Consider the following 17,270-nt stretch of genomic DNA (forward strand, 5'->3'; position numbering starts at 1 on the left):
CCTCATCAAAGACATATTTGGATGAAAATACATTTTATTTTTGTTCTGGTCAGATACCTTTTTAGCATTAAATAGTTCCGACTAGAAGGTATCGTGGCTTTAACCATAAATTTCTCCATATAAAAACAGCACCTCCATTGTAGTTGTGTCTACCAATGGAGGTGCTGTTTTTTAATAATAAATAGCTCAGAAATACCCTAAACGCTTGAGTTCTTCGTAAACAATCCAAGAATATTTTTTTCTTCCTTCACTATTCAAATGGTCGGAATCAATAAAATACGCTTTGTTGTCTGTGAAACGTTCATCGTTCATATAATTTAAAAAAGGGACATTTGTTTCAAGCGTGTTTAAATACTGAAAAACAAGTCGATTCATGACTTCTTCATCGAAATGTTCTTGGTACGTCTTGTGTACGGGCTCCATAGTTAAAATGACCTCGTAACCCTGCTCTTGACAATATTCCAATATTTCTTTTAACTGCTCTAGGTTTTGTTCCATGTAATTATGCTCAATTGCTTTTCTATATTGCTCTTCTACGTATTCGGTTTTTCTTTCTGCATAATTTTCCCCATTATTTGCCCAAGATTGATGAGAAGTCCATTTAAGGCCTTTCCATTTGCTTGAGAGCGCAGAAGTAAAATTGTCACTATTTGTGCCTGGAAAATACATGTACTTATAATAATCCAACAATCGAAACGATTCAATTTGCGTACGATCTAAAATTTCATAATAACGTCCTTCGTCTACATCCTCGTTCTCACTATTTATGAACGTCATTTGAGAAATGGATACTATGACAACTCCATCCGATTTCAAATACTCACCATACTCTTTCAATAATTTAAAATCGTATTCGAGCGCCTGACCAGGAAGAGCTAAATCCAAATGAGCCAAACCCGTTGGCTTAAAATAATAACCATACATGGAATGAGAGGCACCTAAATTGATGACGTCAACGGGATAAGGATCTTTCTTAAACGTCAGGATGTCCTCGTTGATGTTGTAACTCCGAGACTGCTTGACAAAGTTATTCACTGGTATAAACAGCAGTAAAGCCACAGTGATGATACTAGTTAACTTAATGAATAAACGGCCCATGGCAAATCCTTTCAATCTTGTCCTCTTTTTACTAAACTGATAGTCTGGCACGCACATGAGTCCGTTTGTTTATGATTAAAACCCACCGTAAACAAATCCTTGACCTGTAGCACCGAACACCAGAACTGATACAACGATTAATACATACACGGCAAAACGAGCAACTGCTGGGCGTTGCGATAGCCAGTTCCACGTTGAGGTATTGTTTCTTTCGATATAATGAAACAGTTGCATAACGATAAAGAAAAAGCTAAAAATCATTAAGTCGAGTAGTGAAAACATCTCAAACGCCCCAATGATTCCAGATGGGCTCCACGAGCTAGGCGATAAGAACTGTTGCGCATGTTCAAATGCGGCGGTAACGGAATCCGATCGGAAGAACACGCGCGAAAAACACACAAGCAAAAAAGTGGTGGTGATTTTCATCCATTTATGCAGCGATGGACTCTGATCCAAATGAATAAACGTCGCCATTTTTCCACGAAAATGTTTTGTGTGATCTCCAAAAGCACGGTAAAACCCATGAATGAGCCCCCATAAAACAAAAGTCCATGCCGCTCCGTGCCAAACGCCACTTATTAAAAACGTAATGATGATAGCTACATAAATTTCGCTTCTTTTCTTTTTCCCTTTACATAAAGGCATAAAGATATAGTCTCTAAGCCATGTCGAAAGCGTAATGTGCCATCTATTCCAGAAATCTCCGATTGACGTGGCAAAATGCGGTTGCTTAAAGTTTTCGGTAAGTCTAATACCAAGCATTCGTGCGCAACCAATGGCAATGTCGCTGAGTGCTGAAAAATCAGCATACAATTGAACCGAGAACAGAATCGTCGCTAGGACAATTTGAGAACCGGTTGGGTCAGGACTATCGTAAACACTCGCTACAATTGGAGCGAGTCGATCCGCAATCAATGTTTTCTTAAAAAATCCCCATGCGATTCGCTTCATTCCGTAGCTTATGTTGTTATAGTTTAAGGTTTGTTCAACTTTGAATTGAGGAAGCAATTTCTTAGCACGTTCAATCGGTCCAGCAACCAATTGCGGGAAAAATGCAAAATAGATGGAGAAATAGCCGTAATGTCTTTCTGCTTTTTGCTTGCCTCTGGAGATGTCGACAAGATAACTGACTGCCTGAAAGGTATAAAAAGAAATAGCTAAAGGCAGGATAATTTCTTGATAGGGTATGGCATAATTCCAATTCATGTATGTTGAAATGGCTCGAATCGAGTCATTTACAAAATTAAAGTATTTAAACCAGCCGAGAAAAAACAGCAATACGCAAATTCCAACTAGCATGGCTCTTTTCTTCTGTTGTTTGGTTTCCTGTTTTTCAATGACGATTCCCGTAAAATAAGTAAACACTGTGCTCGTAAGTAGTAACAAGACAAAGTAGCTGCTCAACGTAGCGTAAAAACTGTAGCTGGCAGCTAGTAAAAGAATCCATCTCCACTTGTGTGGAATAAAATAATACGTAAAAACGATTCCTGCAAAAAATAACAGAAACTCAATTGATATAAAAGTCATCCAATCACCTGATCAAAAATAAACTTAAGATTTTACACAAAACGAGATAAACAAGTACTTTACCTACACTCAATTTCAACTTTCAGTAGATAAGCTTTTGTCACATCTATTACATCTCCTGTTACGGGTTAAGGTGATCATAAATTATTTAGATGTAAGTAACTCGGAATAAAGGATCTTCCCAAAAGGGGTACGTGGGAATTCCTCAATTCTGATAATCTTAACGCCCCTTAAGTTTAATTTTTCCTTAATTATTTTTTTAATGTGAAGCAGATCTTCTTTTAACGTGTAAACGATCAGTTGGTCATCTGTCCCCGCGCAAACACAGTCATGACCATGCTCAGTTAAAAGTTCTTCCACTTCATCTAAACTGATGCGGCTTCCAGCGACTTTAATGACTCTTTTGATTCGTCCAGTGATGTAAAAATAACCGTCCTGATCAAAGTAAGCCAAATCACCTGTGTGCAGCGACCCATTGTTGTCATCTCTTTTCGATAAATCGACTAATGACTCGGCATACCCTAAAGAAACATTGGCTCCTTTGTATACCAATTCGCCGATTTCATGAGGCGTTGTAATGTTGTGGCCGTTGTCATCTTGCAGCATCAGTTCGCCACCTGGTATGGCGATTCCAATGCTTCCGGCTTTAACCAGGGTTTTTTCGACCGGTAAATAGCTCATCCGTGCCGTTGCTTCTGTTTGCCCGTACATAGTAAAAAATTGAATCCCTTTTTGACTACACATATCTGAAAATTTAGCGAATAGCTCTGGACTTAATTTACCGCCTGCTTGCGTTAGTTTTTTCAAACTTGGAAGATCCATCTCTTCAAACTTCAGCCGATCGAGCATCTCATAGACAAAAGGAACGCCTCCAAAAGTTGTGGCTCCCTGCTCTTTGCATACTTCCCAAAACTCTTTTTTCATGATCGATGCATCCGTGACAATTATGGTCGCTCCACTAATGAAGTGACTGTTGATGATCGACAGCCCATAAGAGTAATTCATAGGAAGTGTGGTGATCGGTTTATCGTCCGCCTTAATATCAAGGTACTTCACGATCGATTCAGCGTTTTTGAAGATATTTTCATAACTTAAGCGTACATATTTGGGGCTGCCAGTACTTCCTGAGGTCGTTAAAAGGAGCGCAAGATGTTCATCAAAATCATGTTGAATAGCTGTCGAACATTTGAATAATGTGTAATCTTCAAACACAAAAGATTGTTCCATTGTATTTAAGAGCTCTTGATTTTCACTACTCGCCCAAATGTACGCAGGTTTATAAAGCTCGATTAGTTTTTGCAACCGCTCTACCTGGATAGATGCATCTAACAAGACAGGGACAACATACCCTCTCATAAAGCCCACGTAGCCAAATAAAGACTCTTTGTTATTTGAAGATAAACAAAAAACAAGCGTTCTTTCACCTACATGACTGCAAATAGCGTCAGCAACCTCTACCATTTCAGCGTAAGAGTATTCTCGCTCTGCATAGATAGCGGTGCGGTTGCCAAACTCCTCAAGCTTTTGGAACCTATTCATTTACAAAGTCTACTCCTAAACGATTCAAAAGCTCTTTTCCTGCCTTATACGAATCGAATTCTGTCATCCATTCAGCATCTATTGACACTTCAAAAACCTCTTCCATCGTAGAAATCAGAATCATATGTCCAAGTGAATCCCATTCTCTTGTTTTTCCTAATGCTAACTCTTCACTTACCTGGTCTTCTTCCAATTCCAACGCATCCATAAATGCACTTCTATATTTTTCGATATTTTTCATCATTTACACCCTTTCAATAGTTATGTCCACTAGCGTCTGCTTTAGCGGAACGATGGCTTTTATAAACTGTTACTCCCTTTAACTCTTCCTAGGAAGTATCTTTCAATAATCTTATTGAAAATGATTCTCATAATCAATTATAAATATATGAAGAGAAAAGTCAATATCGTAACAACAGGTGTTTTTTTCATCTTTATAACTGAATTGTGCGTCTTTAATGTATCGAAATTTGCCTCTAATAACCATGGATTGAGTACTGTAAATCACCCGATTTAGGATGGCGTCAAAAAATAGGAATCTTTCTTGTTAGAATCAGGAAAAAATCCGACCGTTCAGTTATTCTAAGCAGAACAGTAAATGTCATATGCCTTTACATTTTTAACATATAATGAAAGTTAGGAGCGAATTTCATAAAAAAATCATAACCGTATTTTCATCTCTCTTTTGATTATTGGAATAATCGTGGGTGCAGTTTATGTGTATAGCGAACATAAAGCAAACGAAATGGCTGCCTTTCATTACGCAAAAGATTTTATCGTAACTAACTATCACGAAAGCAACAACTTGTCTCACGGCGGGATTAGATATAATGATGGATATTTAGTTTCTATAGAAGACCATACAAGTGCCGTAATAGATTCTGGACGATAAAACACTTCAATAATGAAGACGGAAAATGGAAGGAGCGAAAGAATAATTGGGATTTTTGTAGGTTTTACTCTTCCGCTCTTCTTTTTCATGATCAAATGCGATATATATGTATGCAAAACACTTTTTTACAACTCGGCATTTATAAAAATGAAGGAGTGTGTACGTATGGAACTCGGAAAAGACTAGGTGAAGGTGATTCAAGAGAGGTGTCAAAGTGTTAAGGATCTGGGGATCGAACCATCAATCAATTATCTCAGACGGATATACACTGGAGTTTAAACGAGGCTTCTAATAGCGTAGGAATTATCGTCAAGCATGTAAATGGAAACATGGTATTTAGAATCTTCTAGAAATCGTAATCAGGAATTTGTAGATGACATTCTCTCCATACAAGAATTGATCATCGTTTGGGGAAGAGGCTGGACTACATTGAGAAGTTTAGAAAGCCGGGATTCATTAAAAAGTATCACCATTCGTGGTGAATCGGAAACGTATTTACAGTCAGAGTTCAAGAAACACCATTCTTAATTTAACATAGCCAATAAAACGATCGGAGGAGCTCTTGATGTTATATGTACCGCTTATCATTGTTATTGTGCTTATCGCTATGTTACTCATTAATTTTATCGTAGGATTTCTTTTACTCAATATTCGCGACAGAAATTACTGGGTGATATCAACTGTTATTAGTTTGGTGTTCACCTTAATCTTTATAGCCGTTTTATCACCATGATGAATTACAAAAACCGTCTATTCATGAATAGACGGTTTTTAACGTTAATTTACTTTTTTTCCACGACCCCAATATATTTCTCGTAACTGGAACTTCTGCAGTTTACCGGTTGCAGTTTTAGGTAACGCTTCAACAAAGTCTACAGATTTTGGCACTTTGAAACGTGACATGTGTTCACGCGTATAATCCAGAATTTCTTGTTCGGTCGCTTGTACTCCTTGATGTAGCACAACAATAGCTTTTGGCACTTCTCCCCATTTTTCATCCGGCACAGCAATCACAGCCACTTCAGCAATGGCCGGATGCTTATACAAAACACCTTCAATTTCTGTAGAGGAAATGTTTTCGCCACCAGAAATGATCATGTCTTTCATGCGATCTTGAATTTCGATAAAGCCATCTGGATGCGTCACCGCCAAATCGCCTGTGTAAAACCAACCGTCACGAATTGCTTCTGCTGTTTTTTCAGGATCTTTATAGTAGCCAGCCATCACGACATTGCCCCGCGTGACGATTTCCCCCAGTTCTTTGCCGTTCCAAGCCACTTCTTCCCCGTCTTCTTGGTTAACCACTTTGGTCTCTCCGTTAAAAGCGAGTTCTATTCCTTGGCGTGCTTTTATAGATGCTTGATGTTCAGCGTCTAAATCGTTGAACTCATTTTTCCATTCACAGTACAAAATAAACGGAGACGTTTCTGTTAAGCCGTATACATGCATCATATTCAATCCGAGGATACTTTGCGCTTTGGCAATCAATGCCGCTGCAGGTGGAGCGCCCGCAGTTCCCATGCGGATCGTGTGCGTTAACTGCAGTTCTTTTGCTTTAGGTTCATTAACGAGCATATTGACTACAGTTGGCGCCCCGCAAAGTGACGTAATGCCATGACTTTCAAATAAATCTAAAATTAGCGGTGGGTCTACTTTACGTAAGCACACATGCGTCGCTCCCGCTGCAGTAATGGCCCATACACCGCCCCAACCGTTTGTATGAAACATGGGCAAGGTATGCAAATACACATCATCAAATTTGATCTCCAAATGATGCAAAAAGTTTGCGGCATTCATGTAATTGGTACGATGCGTTTGCATTACGCCTTTAGGGCTAGAAGTTGTCCCACTCGTATAATTTAACGACAGCATTTGGTTTTCATCTAACTCAACGTAAGGCACTTTCGCATCATCTGCTACATTTCCGATAAAATCTTCGTAATCTTCCCCATTAATGGTTGAATCAAAGCCATCTACAGCGACAACAATGTATTTTTCGATCGGTAGCTCGTCTTGTACCTCTTCAAGCATTTTGCCAAACTCAGCATCGACAATCAGCATTTTTGCGTCACTATGTTTTAAAATATACGTTAAATCTTTTGTCGATAACCGGTAATTGAGTGGCACAATAACCGCTCCGAGTGGCGTAATGCCATAAAAGCATTCAAGCATCGCGTGATTATTCGGCAGCATAACCGCCACATGATCTTTGTTGCCAATCCCCGCATGATGTAACGCGATAGAGAGTCGATCTACTCGTTTGCCAAACTCTTTGTATGTAAACTTCTTATCGCCGTCAATTACCGCAACTTTCTCCGGATAGTATTTGACCGCACGTCGTTTCCAATCAAGTGGTGTTAACGTTGCCAGCATAATAGAACCCCTCTCATGTGAAGATAGCTGAACTGTTGTATAGCAAGTATAAATAGCCCCTTGAACTGTGTCAATACAGTTTTTGGAATCGTTCAACATTTCAGAGTAATGAAAAACCACAAGCTTTTGATCTGCTTGTGGTTTTTGTAAAAGTACTTTTATTAAATGCCCGTTTTCGCAAATGATTCGATGCGTGTTCCAATAGCGTCACGAACCGTTTGGAACACAGCCCACTTTTCTTCTTCTGTTCCTTGTGCTTTTGCTGGGTCTTCAAAGCCCCAATGTTCACGTCGGATATGACTAGGTGTGACCGGACATTTATCCGCTGCATCACCACATAAAGTTACGATAAAATCCGCACGATGAAGTAAATCTTCGTCAATAACATCTGATGTTTGAGTGGAAATATCTATTGCCACTTCTTCCATTGCTTTCACAGCATTCGGATTCAACCCATGCGCTTCAATTCCAGCGCTGTAAACATCCCACTCTGCTGCTAAATGTTGTTTTGCCCAGCCTTCAGCCATTTGGCTTCGGCAAGAATTTCCGGTACATAAAAAGTAAATGGTTTTTTTCACAGTCAGTTCTCCTTTGCGACAAAACATCGCGAATTCATCCAATTTGTGCTTATTTAACAGCAATCTACTGGTTTTTCTTTAGCACGCAAATCTTGAAGGCGCACATCAGTATCTCCGATGTGACTTACTATACTTAGTAGCAAAGAAGCATGAACTGATTCATGATTCATAGAAGAAAATCGCCACTGTCCTCTTCTACTTTCTTTTACCAGTCCTACTTGTTTTAGCTTGCGTAAATGCTGACTAATGGCCGGCTGGCTCATACCAAACATCTCAACAAACTGACAGACACAATATTCATTCGTCTCCATCAATTTCATCATCATGAGGCGTGTTGGATCACTGACAGCTTTCAAGCAGGCTGTGACCTCAGCAGCCGTTTGTTTTGCTAACGTCTCCACTAAAACCCACTCCTTTGTAATTAGTGTATTACAATTTCGTTATATAAGTCAAAGCTTATAAACGTGCTCTTCAGATTAACAATGGGTTTCAGACTCCATAGCGATCAACTCAAAGTTTCAGGCACGCAAAGTGTTAAATTATGAATAATAAAATAACACCCTTCATATGAATTATGAGTGAATGAATAAAATGTGAATGACTAAATATTGTATATATTCATAATAGGCACCCGGCGAATGAGTGAATAACTTTTGAATGATATATTTTATTCAAAAAATAAAAATTCAACACTCATGCAGACTCGCATATCTTGAATATTATATTACTCCTTTACAAACCACAAGTCTTCATTATTCACAAACAATTCAACCACATCACCAACCGCTATTGTGTCAGCTTGTTGACTTGAGACTGCACAGTCTACTAAATAATTACCTACTTGTATATTAGCTGAATAAAACCCATGATTAAATCTAAGCCCATCGACCTTCCCAGTAAACTGAATGGCGTCTGAGGCCAAGTGAATGTTTTTTGTTGCAAGTTGCAGTACTTCTGGACGCAGAATCAGAAAACATGGGCCTACTTCCGTACTATTCACAGAGAATTCGATTCCACTATAGGCAATTGAATAAAAACGTCCACCTGAAATTTTGCCTTCAATGATATTTTTTAATCCTAAAAACGAAGCGACTTTTGCGTTTTCAGGACGTTCATACAAGTCCTTGGCTTTGCCAACTTGAAGCAAAGTTCCCTCGCTTATAACACCAATTCGATCGGATAAATAGAAAGCTTCTTCCCGGTCATGCGTCACAAACAACACCGTCACTCGGAATTGTTGCTGAATCTGCAGGAGCAATTCTCTCATTTCTTCTCGCAGGCTCGGATCTAACGCACTAAACGGCTCATCCATTAACAACACGTGAGGATTAGCTACAAGAGCTCTCGCTAATGCCACTCGCTGTTGCTGGCCACCGCTGAGTTCGTTCGGAAAACGACTGCCATAACCTGCTAAGCCGACATGCGCTAACATGTTTCGTGCCTGGTCTAACCGAATCTTTTTACCAACTTTTTGCATTTTTAAACCGAACGCCACATTGTCTTCTACGGTCATATGAGGAAACAACAACGATTGTTGAAACACCATGGCAAACTTTCGTGCTTCTGATGGAACGGTCGTTAAATTGTTATCTCCTATCCAAATCTCCCCGTTATCTGCAGGCAATAACCCCGCTACTAACTTTAACAGCGTCGTCTTGCCACAACCGGAAGGACCCAGTAACGAGAAGAATTCCCCCTCATGGATTGTCAGTTGAATGGGTTGCAGGGAAAAGACCGACTCACTTTTCTGATGACTGTATGTGTAATGCTTTTCGATATTTACAATGTGCAAATCACCCATCGTTACACTCCTTTAAATTTTCCCTGCAGTATTTTTCTTGTTTTGATAATAGCGCTTTAAGGCTAGGTCCATACCGAACAACGTCAAAATGGCGACTCCTGCGAACAGTAAGGAATACGCAGATGCAACAGCTGGGTCACCTCCGCTTATAAACGGAAATAATAGAATGGGCAAGGTTACGACTTGCCCTGAACCGATAATGAACGTGATTAAGTATTGACTTAGTGAAATCAAGATACTCAAGCTCGCCCCTGCTGCAATGCCTGGCAATAAATGAGGAATCACCACAAAAGTAAAGCGAGAAACAGATCCCGCACCCAGCATTCGCGCTTGATCTTCCCAGTCGGTTGATAAGGTATGATAGCTGATCATAACCGCGCGCACCATGTACGGCAAAGTCGGTGCAATATGCGCTAACACGACGCCGAAAATAGTTTCAGTCAAACCAAGCCGCAAAAACGTCAAATGAATGCCCATCACGGCGACAAAAGGTGGAATCACAATCGGCGCAAGAATAATTGCTTCGAAGAGCCACTTGCCGCGGAGCGGATAACGCACCAATGCATTTGCTGCAGGAACTGCCAACAGAACATTCACAGCTGTGACGATAAACGCAATCACTAGACTAACGCCGACCGCTTGCCAAGTACCAGAATTCCCATTAACCACATATTCCCACGCGCGAAGATTAACTGATTCTGGCACAATAGCGGGCCACTGCCATCCGAAAGAAACACTCGATAATAGTAAAGGAATAAAAGGCAGAACGATAAAAATGAACAATAAACTATATGCAATAGGCTTCATTAACGAGCGGGGCTTTTTCATCAATCCCACCCCTTTAAGACATTCCAGCGTTTGCTGAAATAATAGACGACCAGTCCGAGTAAAACGGTTAACACAGCTAACACGATGTTGACGGCAAGCGCTTCTGGTCGATCAGCTAATGTGCCGCTGGTATAAAGTTGATACGAATACACGGGCAACACAGTAGGATATGTAACGCCTAGTAAAAATGGTACTTCAAATGCCGAAAAGGTGAAAACAAAGACGATAAACGTTGCAATAGTCCACGCTGGCAAGATAACCGGCAGGACAATTTCACGAATGAAATTCCAGTTGCTTGCTCCAAAAACACGAGCAACGTCGCGCCAAGACCTATGAATACGCGACAGCACTGGATAAATCAGTAATGACACAAAAGGCGCTTCTTTCCATGCATAAGTCAAAATGATGCCCCAGCCAAACGAATCGTTCACCAGCACCGGGAACTCTGTTATGGCATCAATCATGCCAAGATTCGCAAAAATCCTCGAAATAAAGCCACTTTGCATAAACAACAACACGATAATATAACCACCCACGAGATGTGGAATCGTTAACGGCAATTGAAACAGACGGTGCCAAATTTGCGTACCACCAGAATTCGCTGATTTATTCAACATGAATAAAGAAATGGCAATGCCAGCACCTAATATTGCAGCTAAAAGTGAAGACAGCGTAGCAACACGTAGCGTCAATTCAAGTGATTCCCAAAATTCAGACGACCGCAGCAACACAGTATAGGCGGTCAGTGTAAAGCGCGTTTCTCCGATTGCAGGAAAATAGCCGAAGCTTTTCAACAAGCCGTCAAAAAGTCCTCCAAAAAAAAGGAGGACAATGACACTGATGGCTGGCAGCAACAAAAGATAGGGTTTATTCTTTTGCCACATTTTCCATCCATCCTTTTTCGATAATTTCGATATAATCCGCTGACAGTTCTGGAATTTGATGTTCTTCCAACTCATCAAGTGACAATGTTGCCGCACCTAACTCGACATCGTTCATGGCTTGTTGCTGCTCAGCAGACAATTTATCTAAGTCGAGTGCTGTTAAATTGCCCCAGTTTTCAGGAGACAATTTAGCAGTTTGAGCTTCAGGTGACATCATTTCATTGATGGCGACCATAGCCCCTGCTTTTGCAGAAGAATTAAATGGAATGGATAAAAAATGTGTATTAGCAAGCGTGCCTGCATCTAACACGAATGTTCGTGTCGATTCAGGAAAACGCCCCTTCAATACTTCGCTCGCAGCAAGTATCGGATCGTAGCTCATGGTCATCCCGATTTCACCAGTTGCAAACAATTGATCTTGTTTAACTAAACTTTCTGGATACGTTTCGCCTTCACGCCATAAATACGGCTCAAGCGCGTTTAAGTAATCCCACATTGGCTCTAATTGAGTAGCTAAATCATCAATATCGGCAGCAGGTTTTTGGTATTGCTCATATCCGCCAGTCGTTTCGTATAACACGTGACGGACGAATGCACTTCCTGTGAAGTCAGGTAACGCAGGATACGTAAACTGTCCGGGATTAGCTTCTACCCACTGGGCCAGTTCTTCCATCGATTTCGGAGGATTTTCCGACTTATTTTTATCGTGAACAAAAACAAATTGCGCTTTGCCCCACGGTGCTTCTAATCCCTCTACAGGTTCACCAAAATCACTGGCAATATCAGGTGCATTTTGGTCGACATAATCATTAAAATTCGGCAATTGCCCACTAAATTCTTGCCACAACAAATCGTTGTCTTTAGCGGTTTTAAAGTTTTCGCCATTGATCCAAATAATGTCCATACTGCCTGCGGTTTTAGCGGCTGATTTTTCATCAAGCAACTGATTGATGATGTCCTGTGAATCACTCATCGGTACACGATTCAACTCAACATTATGGTCTTCTTTCAAACGAGGAGCGACCCACTCGTCAAGGTAGCGATTGATGTTTTCGCTACCTCCCCACATGTAAATGTTGACTTTTTGTCCAGCGGCCAGTTCCGAAACTTGTTGCCAGTCGTCTACCAGTAAGTTATCCGCGTCTTCTGCATTACTAGTTGGATCTTGTTGAGCACATGCAGCTAAAGACAGAGCGAGTATCCCTGAGGTCACCACTAAGTAGTTCTTCATGATTTTCACTTCCTAAATCCGTTGATGAATTTGTGATTATTTATCGAGCAGCTGTTTTTTGTTCCAGCGATTTCGCAACGTAATCGGCACTACTGTCATAATAACGAAAACGACAACGGCGAGAATGATAATTTTCGGGTTTCCGCTAACAAAACTACTTCCTAAAAAATTGTAAGCGAAAGTGCCCGGAATGATACCAATAAAAGTAGCCAGAGCAAAGGAAGTGAAACGAACCTTTGCAAATGCGGCAACATAGCTAATCAAATCAAAATTAATGACTGGAATAAAACGAAACAGCAACACGTAAAAAAAGCCATTCTGTTCCATTTGAGATTGAATTTTTCTAACGTTTCCAGTCCAAGTTTTGCGAACTAGCTTGTTGCCTAGTGTTTTGGCAACATAAAATGACAGCATCGCGCCGAGTGTCGCGCCGATAATGGTATAAAGCGTTCCCAGCCAGGCGCCAAAGGCTAAGCCGCCGGCGATTGACAAGATCGATGCCGGAAAAAAGATCAATGGTCGAACTGTATAGATTAAGATATAGATTACCGGTGACCACAATCCAAATGACAGGATCCATTTACGGAGGTCGTTGGCATCTACTTGAAATACAGAACGGCTAAGCCAAATCACCAGTCCCACTGCAACAGCAATCAGTAGCCACTTAGCTATTTGTAACGCTCTACTCTTACTCATGAGTTAAGGCGATGGGTCGAGATGCTATAGTAGCGATTTCTCATATCATCGTACCGTTTTCGGTTGACGCCCCAATCTGAGTAGCCTACACGTGAAGCAGATCGGAACTCAATTCGCTGAGTAGCATCGTTAAACAAGAATTCAATATCATCTTTAAATTTAAGCGCTTTAGACGTAACAACAACGTAAACGTAATTTTCATCATTTTGTCGAATTTCTGCACCTTCATAACCTTTTAGCATACCGATCAAACTTTTTTTAGCATCATTTTTACTGCCGTTGTAAGGCCATGCTGGGACATGCTTGTCTTTAGCAGTAGTTTGTGATGACACCGCATTGGGCGATGAGGGCATTTCTTTTAAGCGGCCGTTTTTTTCACCGAGCTTTGGTTTGACACTGTTTTGAATGGCAATGTTCGCTAGGCTGATTCCTGCTACAGCCGCAGTACCATACAGCGCCATTTTTTCGACTGATAATTCCCCATCTTTAGCTTTATTAAAAGTTTTAACGAGGGGTTGGTTCAATAAATTATCTACATAAACCTTCTTGCCGATTTTCACCAATACTTCACTATAAGTTGGGTAGGGATGGATAACTCCTGATAATTTGCCCATATTAATTTTCAAGGTTTTAATGGTTTGGATTTGGCTAATGATTTCACCTGCACGGTCCCCCAAAATACTCGCGCCCAAAATATAGCCTTTTTTATCCAAAATAATTTTCACTTTGCCCATGCTATCTTTTTTCGTATTGGCACGGTCTAAATCCGCATACTGGTGTTCATAAACGCGAATTGAATCGCCGTATTTTTCACGCGCTTCTTCTTCAGATAAACCAGATCTGCCGAGTTCAGGATCTGTGTATGTACACCAAGTCACGTGCTCGTAATCCATTTTTCGGTTAATCGGCAAAATGGCATTTTGAGTAGCGGTGATCCCTTGTGCGTTTGCCATATGGGATAATTGATAAGGACCCACAACATCCCCAATCGCATAAATCCCTTTAGTTGTTGTCTCTAAATGATCGTCTACTTGAATTTTTTTGGAATCAAACTCAACGCCTGCTGTTTCCAGACCGTATCCTTTAACGTTTGCCTGACGACCAAGCGCAACAAGCAGTCCTTCACCAGAAACCGTCAGTTCGCTGCCATTTTTTTCGATTTTCAAGTCGATAATGTCGTCTTTTTGCTCAGCTCGAACAGCAGTCGCACCTGTATGAATGATGACACCTTCATCAATTAAACGCTGCTGGATCATCAACACTAATTCTTCTTCGTCTTTCGGCAAAATCCGTTCGAATTTTTCAACAAGCGTTACCTTAACACCTATTCGGTTTAACGCTTGACTCAGTTCAACTCCGATCGCTCCACCACCAAGAATAGTCATCGTTTTCGGGAACGATTTCTGTGTGAAAATGGTTTCATTTGTTAAATAAGACACGTTGTCCAATCCATCTATTGGTGGCACCATTGGTGATGATCCTGTAGACAAGATGATTTTCTTTGCTTCGATCCGTTCACCGTCTACCTCCAATGTATGCGGTCCAACAAATTTGGCGTAGCTATTCATAAAGTCTATGCCCGATTGCTGCAATACTTCCGGAGATTCACCAGCATAAACTTTTTGGATAACTTCTTGGATGTCTGTTAACACGACTGAAGTATCAACTTGAAGACTTGGCGTGTACTTCTTAGCGTGATGAACTTCTTTTGCGATATTGATTAATGACTTACTCGGAATACACCCCGACCAAGTACATTCTCCGCCTGGTAGATTTTTATCGATTAGCACAACGCTTTTTGAAAACCCCGCTGCTGTAAATGCGGCCGTTAGTCCAGCTGCGCCAGCTCCAATTATTGCGATATCATAATTTTTAACCATCAATATCATTTCCTTTCTTTTCTGAATTAATTCTATCTTAACAATAAATACTGAAAACTTACTCTTAATTTCCCTCGGTCCTTTATACTTAGTCTTAAATCCAGCTCATTTTAAATCCGAGTGGAATTACGGGTTAGAAACGGCTCTGTATTATATACTGAAACTATCTTGAAAATAAGAAGGTGCATTTGATGCTGGATACGCACGCACGGAAACACGTTCAGCCGACTGTTGAAAAGACGGCAGATTTATTACTTAAATTGAATTTCACTGCTGATGGTGTAACAAAAATCGCCTTTATTGTCGGCATGTCTTCAGGCCTTTTTATTTATTTAGACCAGCCATTTTGGGCAGTTGTTGTTTTGTGGTTTTCTGGTTATTTGGATGTAGTCGATGGCACGATGGCCAGAAAAACCAAGCCGTCTGCCTGGGGGACATTGCTCGATATAAGCTTTGATCGCCTCGTAGAAATCAGTGTCATTTTAGGACTTGCCTTCCGCTTTCCCGATTCAATGTGGGCATTGTTGTTGCTGAGTGCCTCTATTATTGTCGCCATGACTGTTTTTCTGACAGTTGGTGCATTGGCAGATAAAGAAGGAATGAAATCATTCTATTACCAGGCAGGACTAGCTGAAAGAACAGAAGGCTTTATACTCTTTACCCTAATGATTGTTTTTTCAACATACTTAACTACGATTGCCCTGATTTTTTTCGCGGTGCAGCTTGTTACGATAGGTCAACGCATGGCTGAAGCTAGGCGGATTTTGAAATAGGGAGAAGTGAAATGATATGAAAACTCTGATCTTAGTAGGAGGCGGCCATGCACATTTGCATTGTCTAGAACAGCTAAATAATGATCATTCGAAAAGTTGGCGCGTCTTGTTGATTTCTGCTTCTCCTTATCAGTATTATTCTGGCATGTTCTCAGGTTACACAGAAGGTGTTTACAGCCTAGATGATATTCGAATTGATTTGAAAAAGCTGTGTAAAAAAATTGGTGCTTTGTTTGTAGAAGATGCCATTATCTCTATTGATCCAAAAGCGAAAATCTTAACTGGTGCAGACGATGCGATCTATTCGTATGACGCAGTATCGTTTGATATTGGATCCCAAACAGATGTCCCAGAGTCTATATCAGAACACGCCTTATCGATTAAACCCAACTACCGGTTCCCAGAACAACTTAAACACGTGCGCAATGCTGCACACCCCGTGATTGTTGGAGGAGGGGCTTCTGGTGTTGAATTGGCCTTTTCTGTTCTTGCGTGGAGAAAGCAAGAAAATTTACCGGCAAACATCGCCTTGTTTAGTTCAACTGCTTTGTTGATTGGACAAGGCAAACGGGCTTCGAAAAAAATCGAAGCGATCGCTACACAAAAAGCGCTGTCTTTTTTCTCAGGCGTGTCAATTAAAGCGATTGATGACACCCGAGTTACCACCAGCACAAATCAACAGCATCCCCAATCAGCTGTTCTTTGGCTGACAGGACCCAAAAGTGCAGCTTTGTTCCGCACTTCCGGATTACCCACAGATACCAGTGGATTTCTATTAGTCAATGAGGCGTTGCAAAGCGTTCTGTACCCCGATATTTTTGGTGCCGGGGATTGCATCACAATCGCCCGCTATCCGACGCTTGCGAAAAATGGGGTATACGCTGTTCGGCAAGGTCCGATTCTTTGGAAGAACTTAACTAACCACTTATCCAAAGACCAGCTGTTGCCATTCCATCCACAAAAAAAATTCATCGCAATCTTATCGACAGGCGAAGGCGAAGCATTTCTTTCTTATGGTAAGCAACTGCTACATGGCAAAATCCCTTGGAAGCTCAAGCAGCGCATCGACCGAAAGTTTATGAGGCGCTTTAAGGATCTTTATGAATAAAAAAGTTATTACGTGACAGCCCAATATTTGCAGATTGCTTATACTTGAATAGATGACAAAAG

The 17,270-nt window shown here is 40.8% G+C and carries 17 protein-coding genes; 4 read left to right on the plus strand and 13 right to left on the minus strand.

Going from position 1 to position 17,270, the window contains the following annotated elements; all coding sequences use genetic code 11:
• Positions 1–186: 186 nt before the first annotated feature.
• The 4 genes from FQ085_RS15900 to FQ085_RS15915 all read right to left on the minus strand — a co-directional run bounded on the left by FQ085_RS15900 (position 187) and on the right by FQ085_RS15915 (position 4,405).
• A complete protein-coding gene (locus tag FQ085_RS15900) occupies positions 187–1,113 on the minus strand; it encodes a hypothetical protein (protein WP_262499825.1) in 927 nt (308 codons plus the stop codon).
• A gap of 60 nt (positions 1,114–1,173) precedes the next feature.
• A complete protein-coding gene (locus tag FQ085_RS15905) occupies positions 1,174–2,625 on the minus strand; it encodes an MBOAT family O-acyltransferase (protein ID WP_262499826.1) in 1,452 nt (483 codons plus the stop codon).
• A 144-nt stretch (positions 2,626–2,769) separates the two neighbouring features.
• Complete coding sequence (locus tag FQ085_RS15910) at positions 2,770–4,164, minus strand: AMP-binding protein (protein WP_149457124.1); 1,395 nt, start codon at positions 4,162–4,164, stop codon at positions 2,770–2,772.
• A complete protein-coding gene (locus FQ085_RS15915; RefSeq protein WP_149457125.1) occupies positions 4,157–4,405 on the minus strand; it encodes an acyl carrier protein in 249 nt (82 codons plus the stop codon). Before FQ085_RS15915 ends, FQ085_RS15910 begins: the two co-directional genes overlap by 8 nt.
• 914 nt (positions 4,406–5,319) lie before the next feature.
• Between FQ085_RS15915 and FQ085_RS18500 the strand changes: the two genes are divergently transcribed.
• Together FQ085_RS18500 and FQ085_RS15925 are read left to right on the plus strand one after the other, a co-directional pair.
• Positions 5,320–5,406 (plus strand): DUF1572 family protein, encoded by an 87-nt coding sequence (locus tag FQ085_RS18500; RefSeq protein ID WP_410477414.1) that lies wholly within the window; start codon positions 5,320–5,322, stop codon positions 5,404–5,406.
• Positions 5,378–5,584, plus strand: a complete 207-nt coding sequence (locus FQ085_RS15925; protein WP_149457126.1) for a DUF1572 family protein — start codon at positions 5,378–5,380, stop codon at positions 5,582–5,584. Before FQ085_RS18500 ends, FQ085_RS15925 begins: the two co-directional genes overlap by 29 nt.
• Before the next feature lie 249 nt (positions 5,585–5,833).
• On the opposite strand, the gene FQ085_RS15930 is transcribed toward FQ085_RS15925, so the two are convergent.
• The 9 genes from FQ085_RS15930 to FQ085_RS15970 all read right to left on the minus strand — a co-directional run bounded on the left by FQ085_RS15930 (position 5,834) and on the right by FQ085_RS15970 (position 15,327).
• Positions 5,834–7,429 (minus strand): long-chain-fatty-acid--CoA ligase, encoded by a 1,596-nt coding sequence (locus FQ085_RS15930; protein WP_149457127.1) that lies wholly within the window; start codon positions 7,427–7,429, stop codon positions 5,834–5,836.
• Positions 7,430–7,590: 161 nt separating this feature from the next.
• Positions 7,591–8,007, minus strand: a complete 417-nt coding sequence (arsC, locus tag FQ085_RS15935) for an arsenate reductase (thioredoxin) (RefSeq protein ID WP_262499827.1) — start codon at positions 8,005–8,007, stop codon at positions 7,591–7,593.
• Positions 8,008–8,060: 53 nt separating this feature from the next.
• Positions 8,061–8,408: an ArsR/SmtB family transcription factor gene (locus tag FQ085_RS15940; RefSeq protein WP_058385378.1), complete on the minus strand. Its 348-nt coding sequence runs from the start codon at positions 8,406–8,408 to the stop codon at positions 8,061–8,063.
• A gap of 323 nt (positions 8,409–8,731) precedes the next feature.
• A complete protein-coding gene (locus FQ085_RS15945) occupies positions 8,732–9,808 on the minus strand; it encodes an ABC transporter ATP-binding protein (RefSeq protein WP_149457128.1) in 1,077 nt (358 codons plus the stop codon).
• A gap of 12 nt (positions 9,809–9,820) precedes the next feature.
• Complete coding sequence (locus FQ085_RS15950) at positions 9,821–10,636, minus strand: ABC transporter permease (RefSeq protein WP_149457129.1); 816 nt, start codon at positions 10,634–10,636, stop codon at positions 9,821–9,823.
• Entirely contained in the window at positions 10,636–11,520 is an 885-nt protein-coding gene (locus FQ085_RS15955) for an ABC transporter permease (protein WP_149457130.1), read from the minus strand. The genes FQ085_RS15950 and FQ085_RS15955 overlap by 1 nt, the downstream gene beginning before the upstream one ends.
• Complete coding sequence (locus FQ085_RS15960) at positions 11,504–12,751, minus strand: ABC transporter substrate-binding protein (RefSeq protein WP_058385382.1); 1,248 nt, start codon at positions 12,749–12,751, stop codon at positions 11,504–11,506. Before FQ085_RS15960 ends, FQ085_RS15955 begins: the two co-directional genes overlap by 17 nt.
• Positions 12,752–12,787: 36 nt before the next feature.
• Positions 12,788–13,447 carry a TVP38/TMEM64 family protein gene (locus tag FQ085_RS15965; RefSeq protein ID WP_071153380.1) on the minus strand — a complete coding sequence of 220 codons (660 nt, stop codon included), beginning with the start codon at positions 13,445–13,447 and terminating at the stop codon, positions 12,788–12,790.
• Positions 13,444–15,327, minus strand: a complete 1,884-nt coding sequence (locus FQ085_RS15970; protein ID WP_149457131.1) for an FAD-dependent oxidoreductase — start codon at positions 15,325–15,327, stop codon at positions 13,444–13,446. Before FQ085_RS15970 ends, FQ085_RS15965 begins: the two co-directional genes overlap by 4 nt.
• A gap of 191 nt (positions 15,328–15,518) precedes the next feature.
• On the opposite strand from FQ085_RS15970, the gene FQ085_RS15975 reads away from it, so the two are divergent.
• Together FQ085_RS15975 and FQ085_RS15980 are read left to right on the plus strand one after the other, a co-directional pair.
• Entirely contained in the window at positions 15,519–16,100 is a 582-nt protein-coding gene (locus FQ085_RS15975; RefSeq protein ID WP_149457132.1) for a CDP-alcohol phosphatidyltransferase family protein, read from the plus strand.
• Between the two features lie 16 nt (positions 16,101–16,116).
• Complete coding sequence (locus FQ085_RS15980) at positions 16,117–17,208, plus strand: FAD-dependent oxidoreductase (RefSeq protein ID WP_149457133.1); 1,092 nt, start codon at positions 16,117–16,119, stop codon at positions 17,206–17,208.
• Positions 17,209–17,270: the final 62 nt, after the last annotated feature.

Source organism: Planococcus sp. ANT_H30 (assembly GCF_008369335.1).
Taxonomy (GTDB): Bacteria; Bacillota; Bacilli; order Bacillales_A; family Planococcaceae; genus Planococcus; species Planococcus kocurii.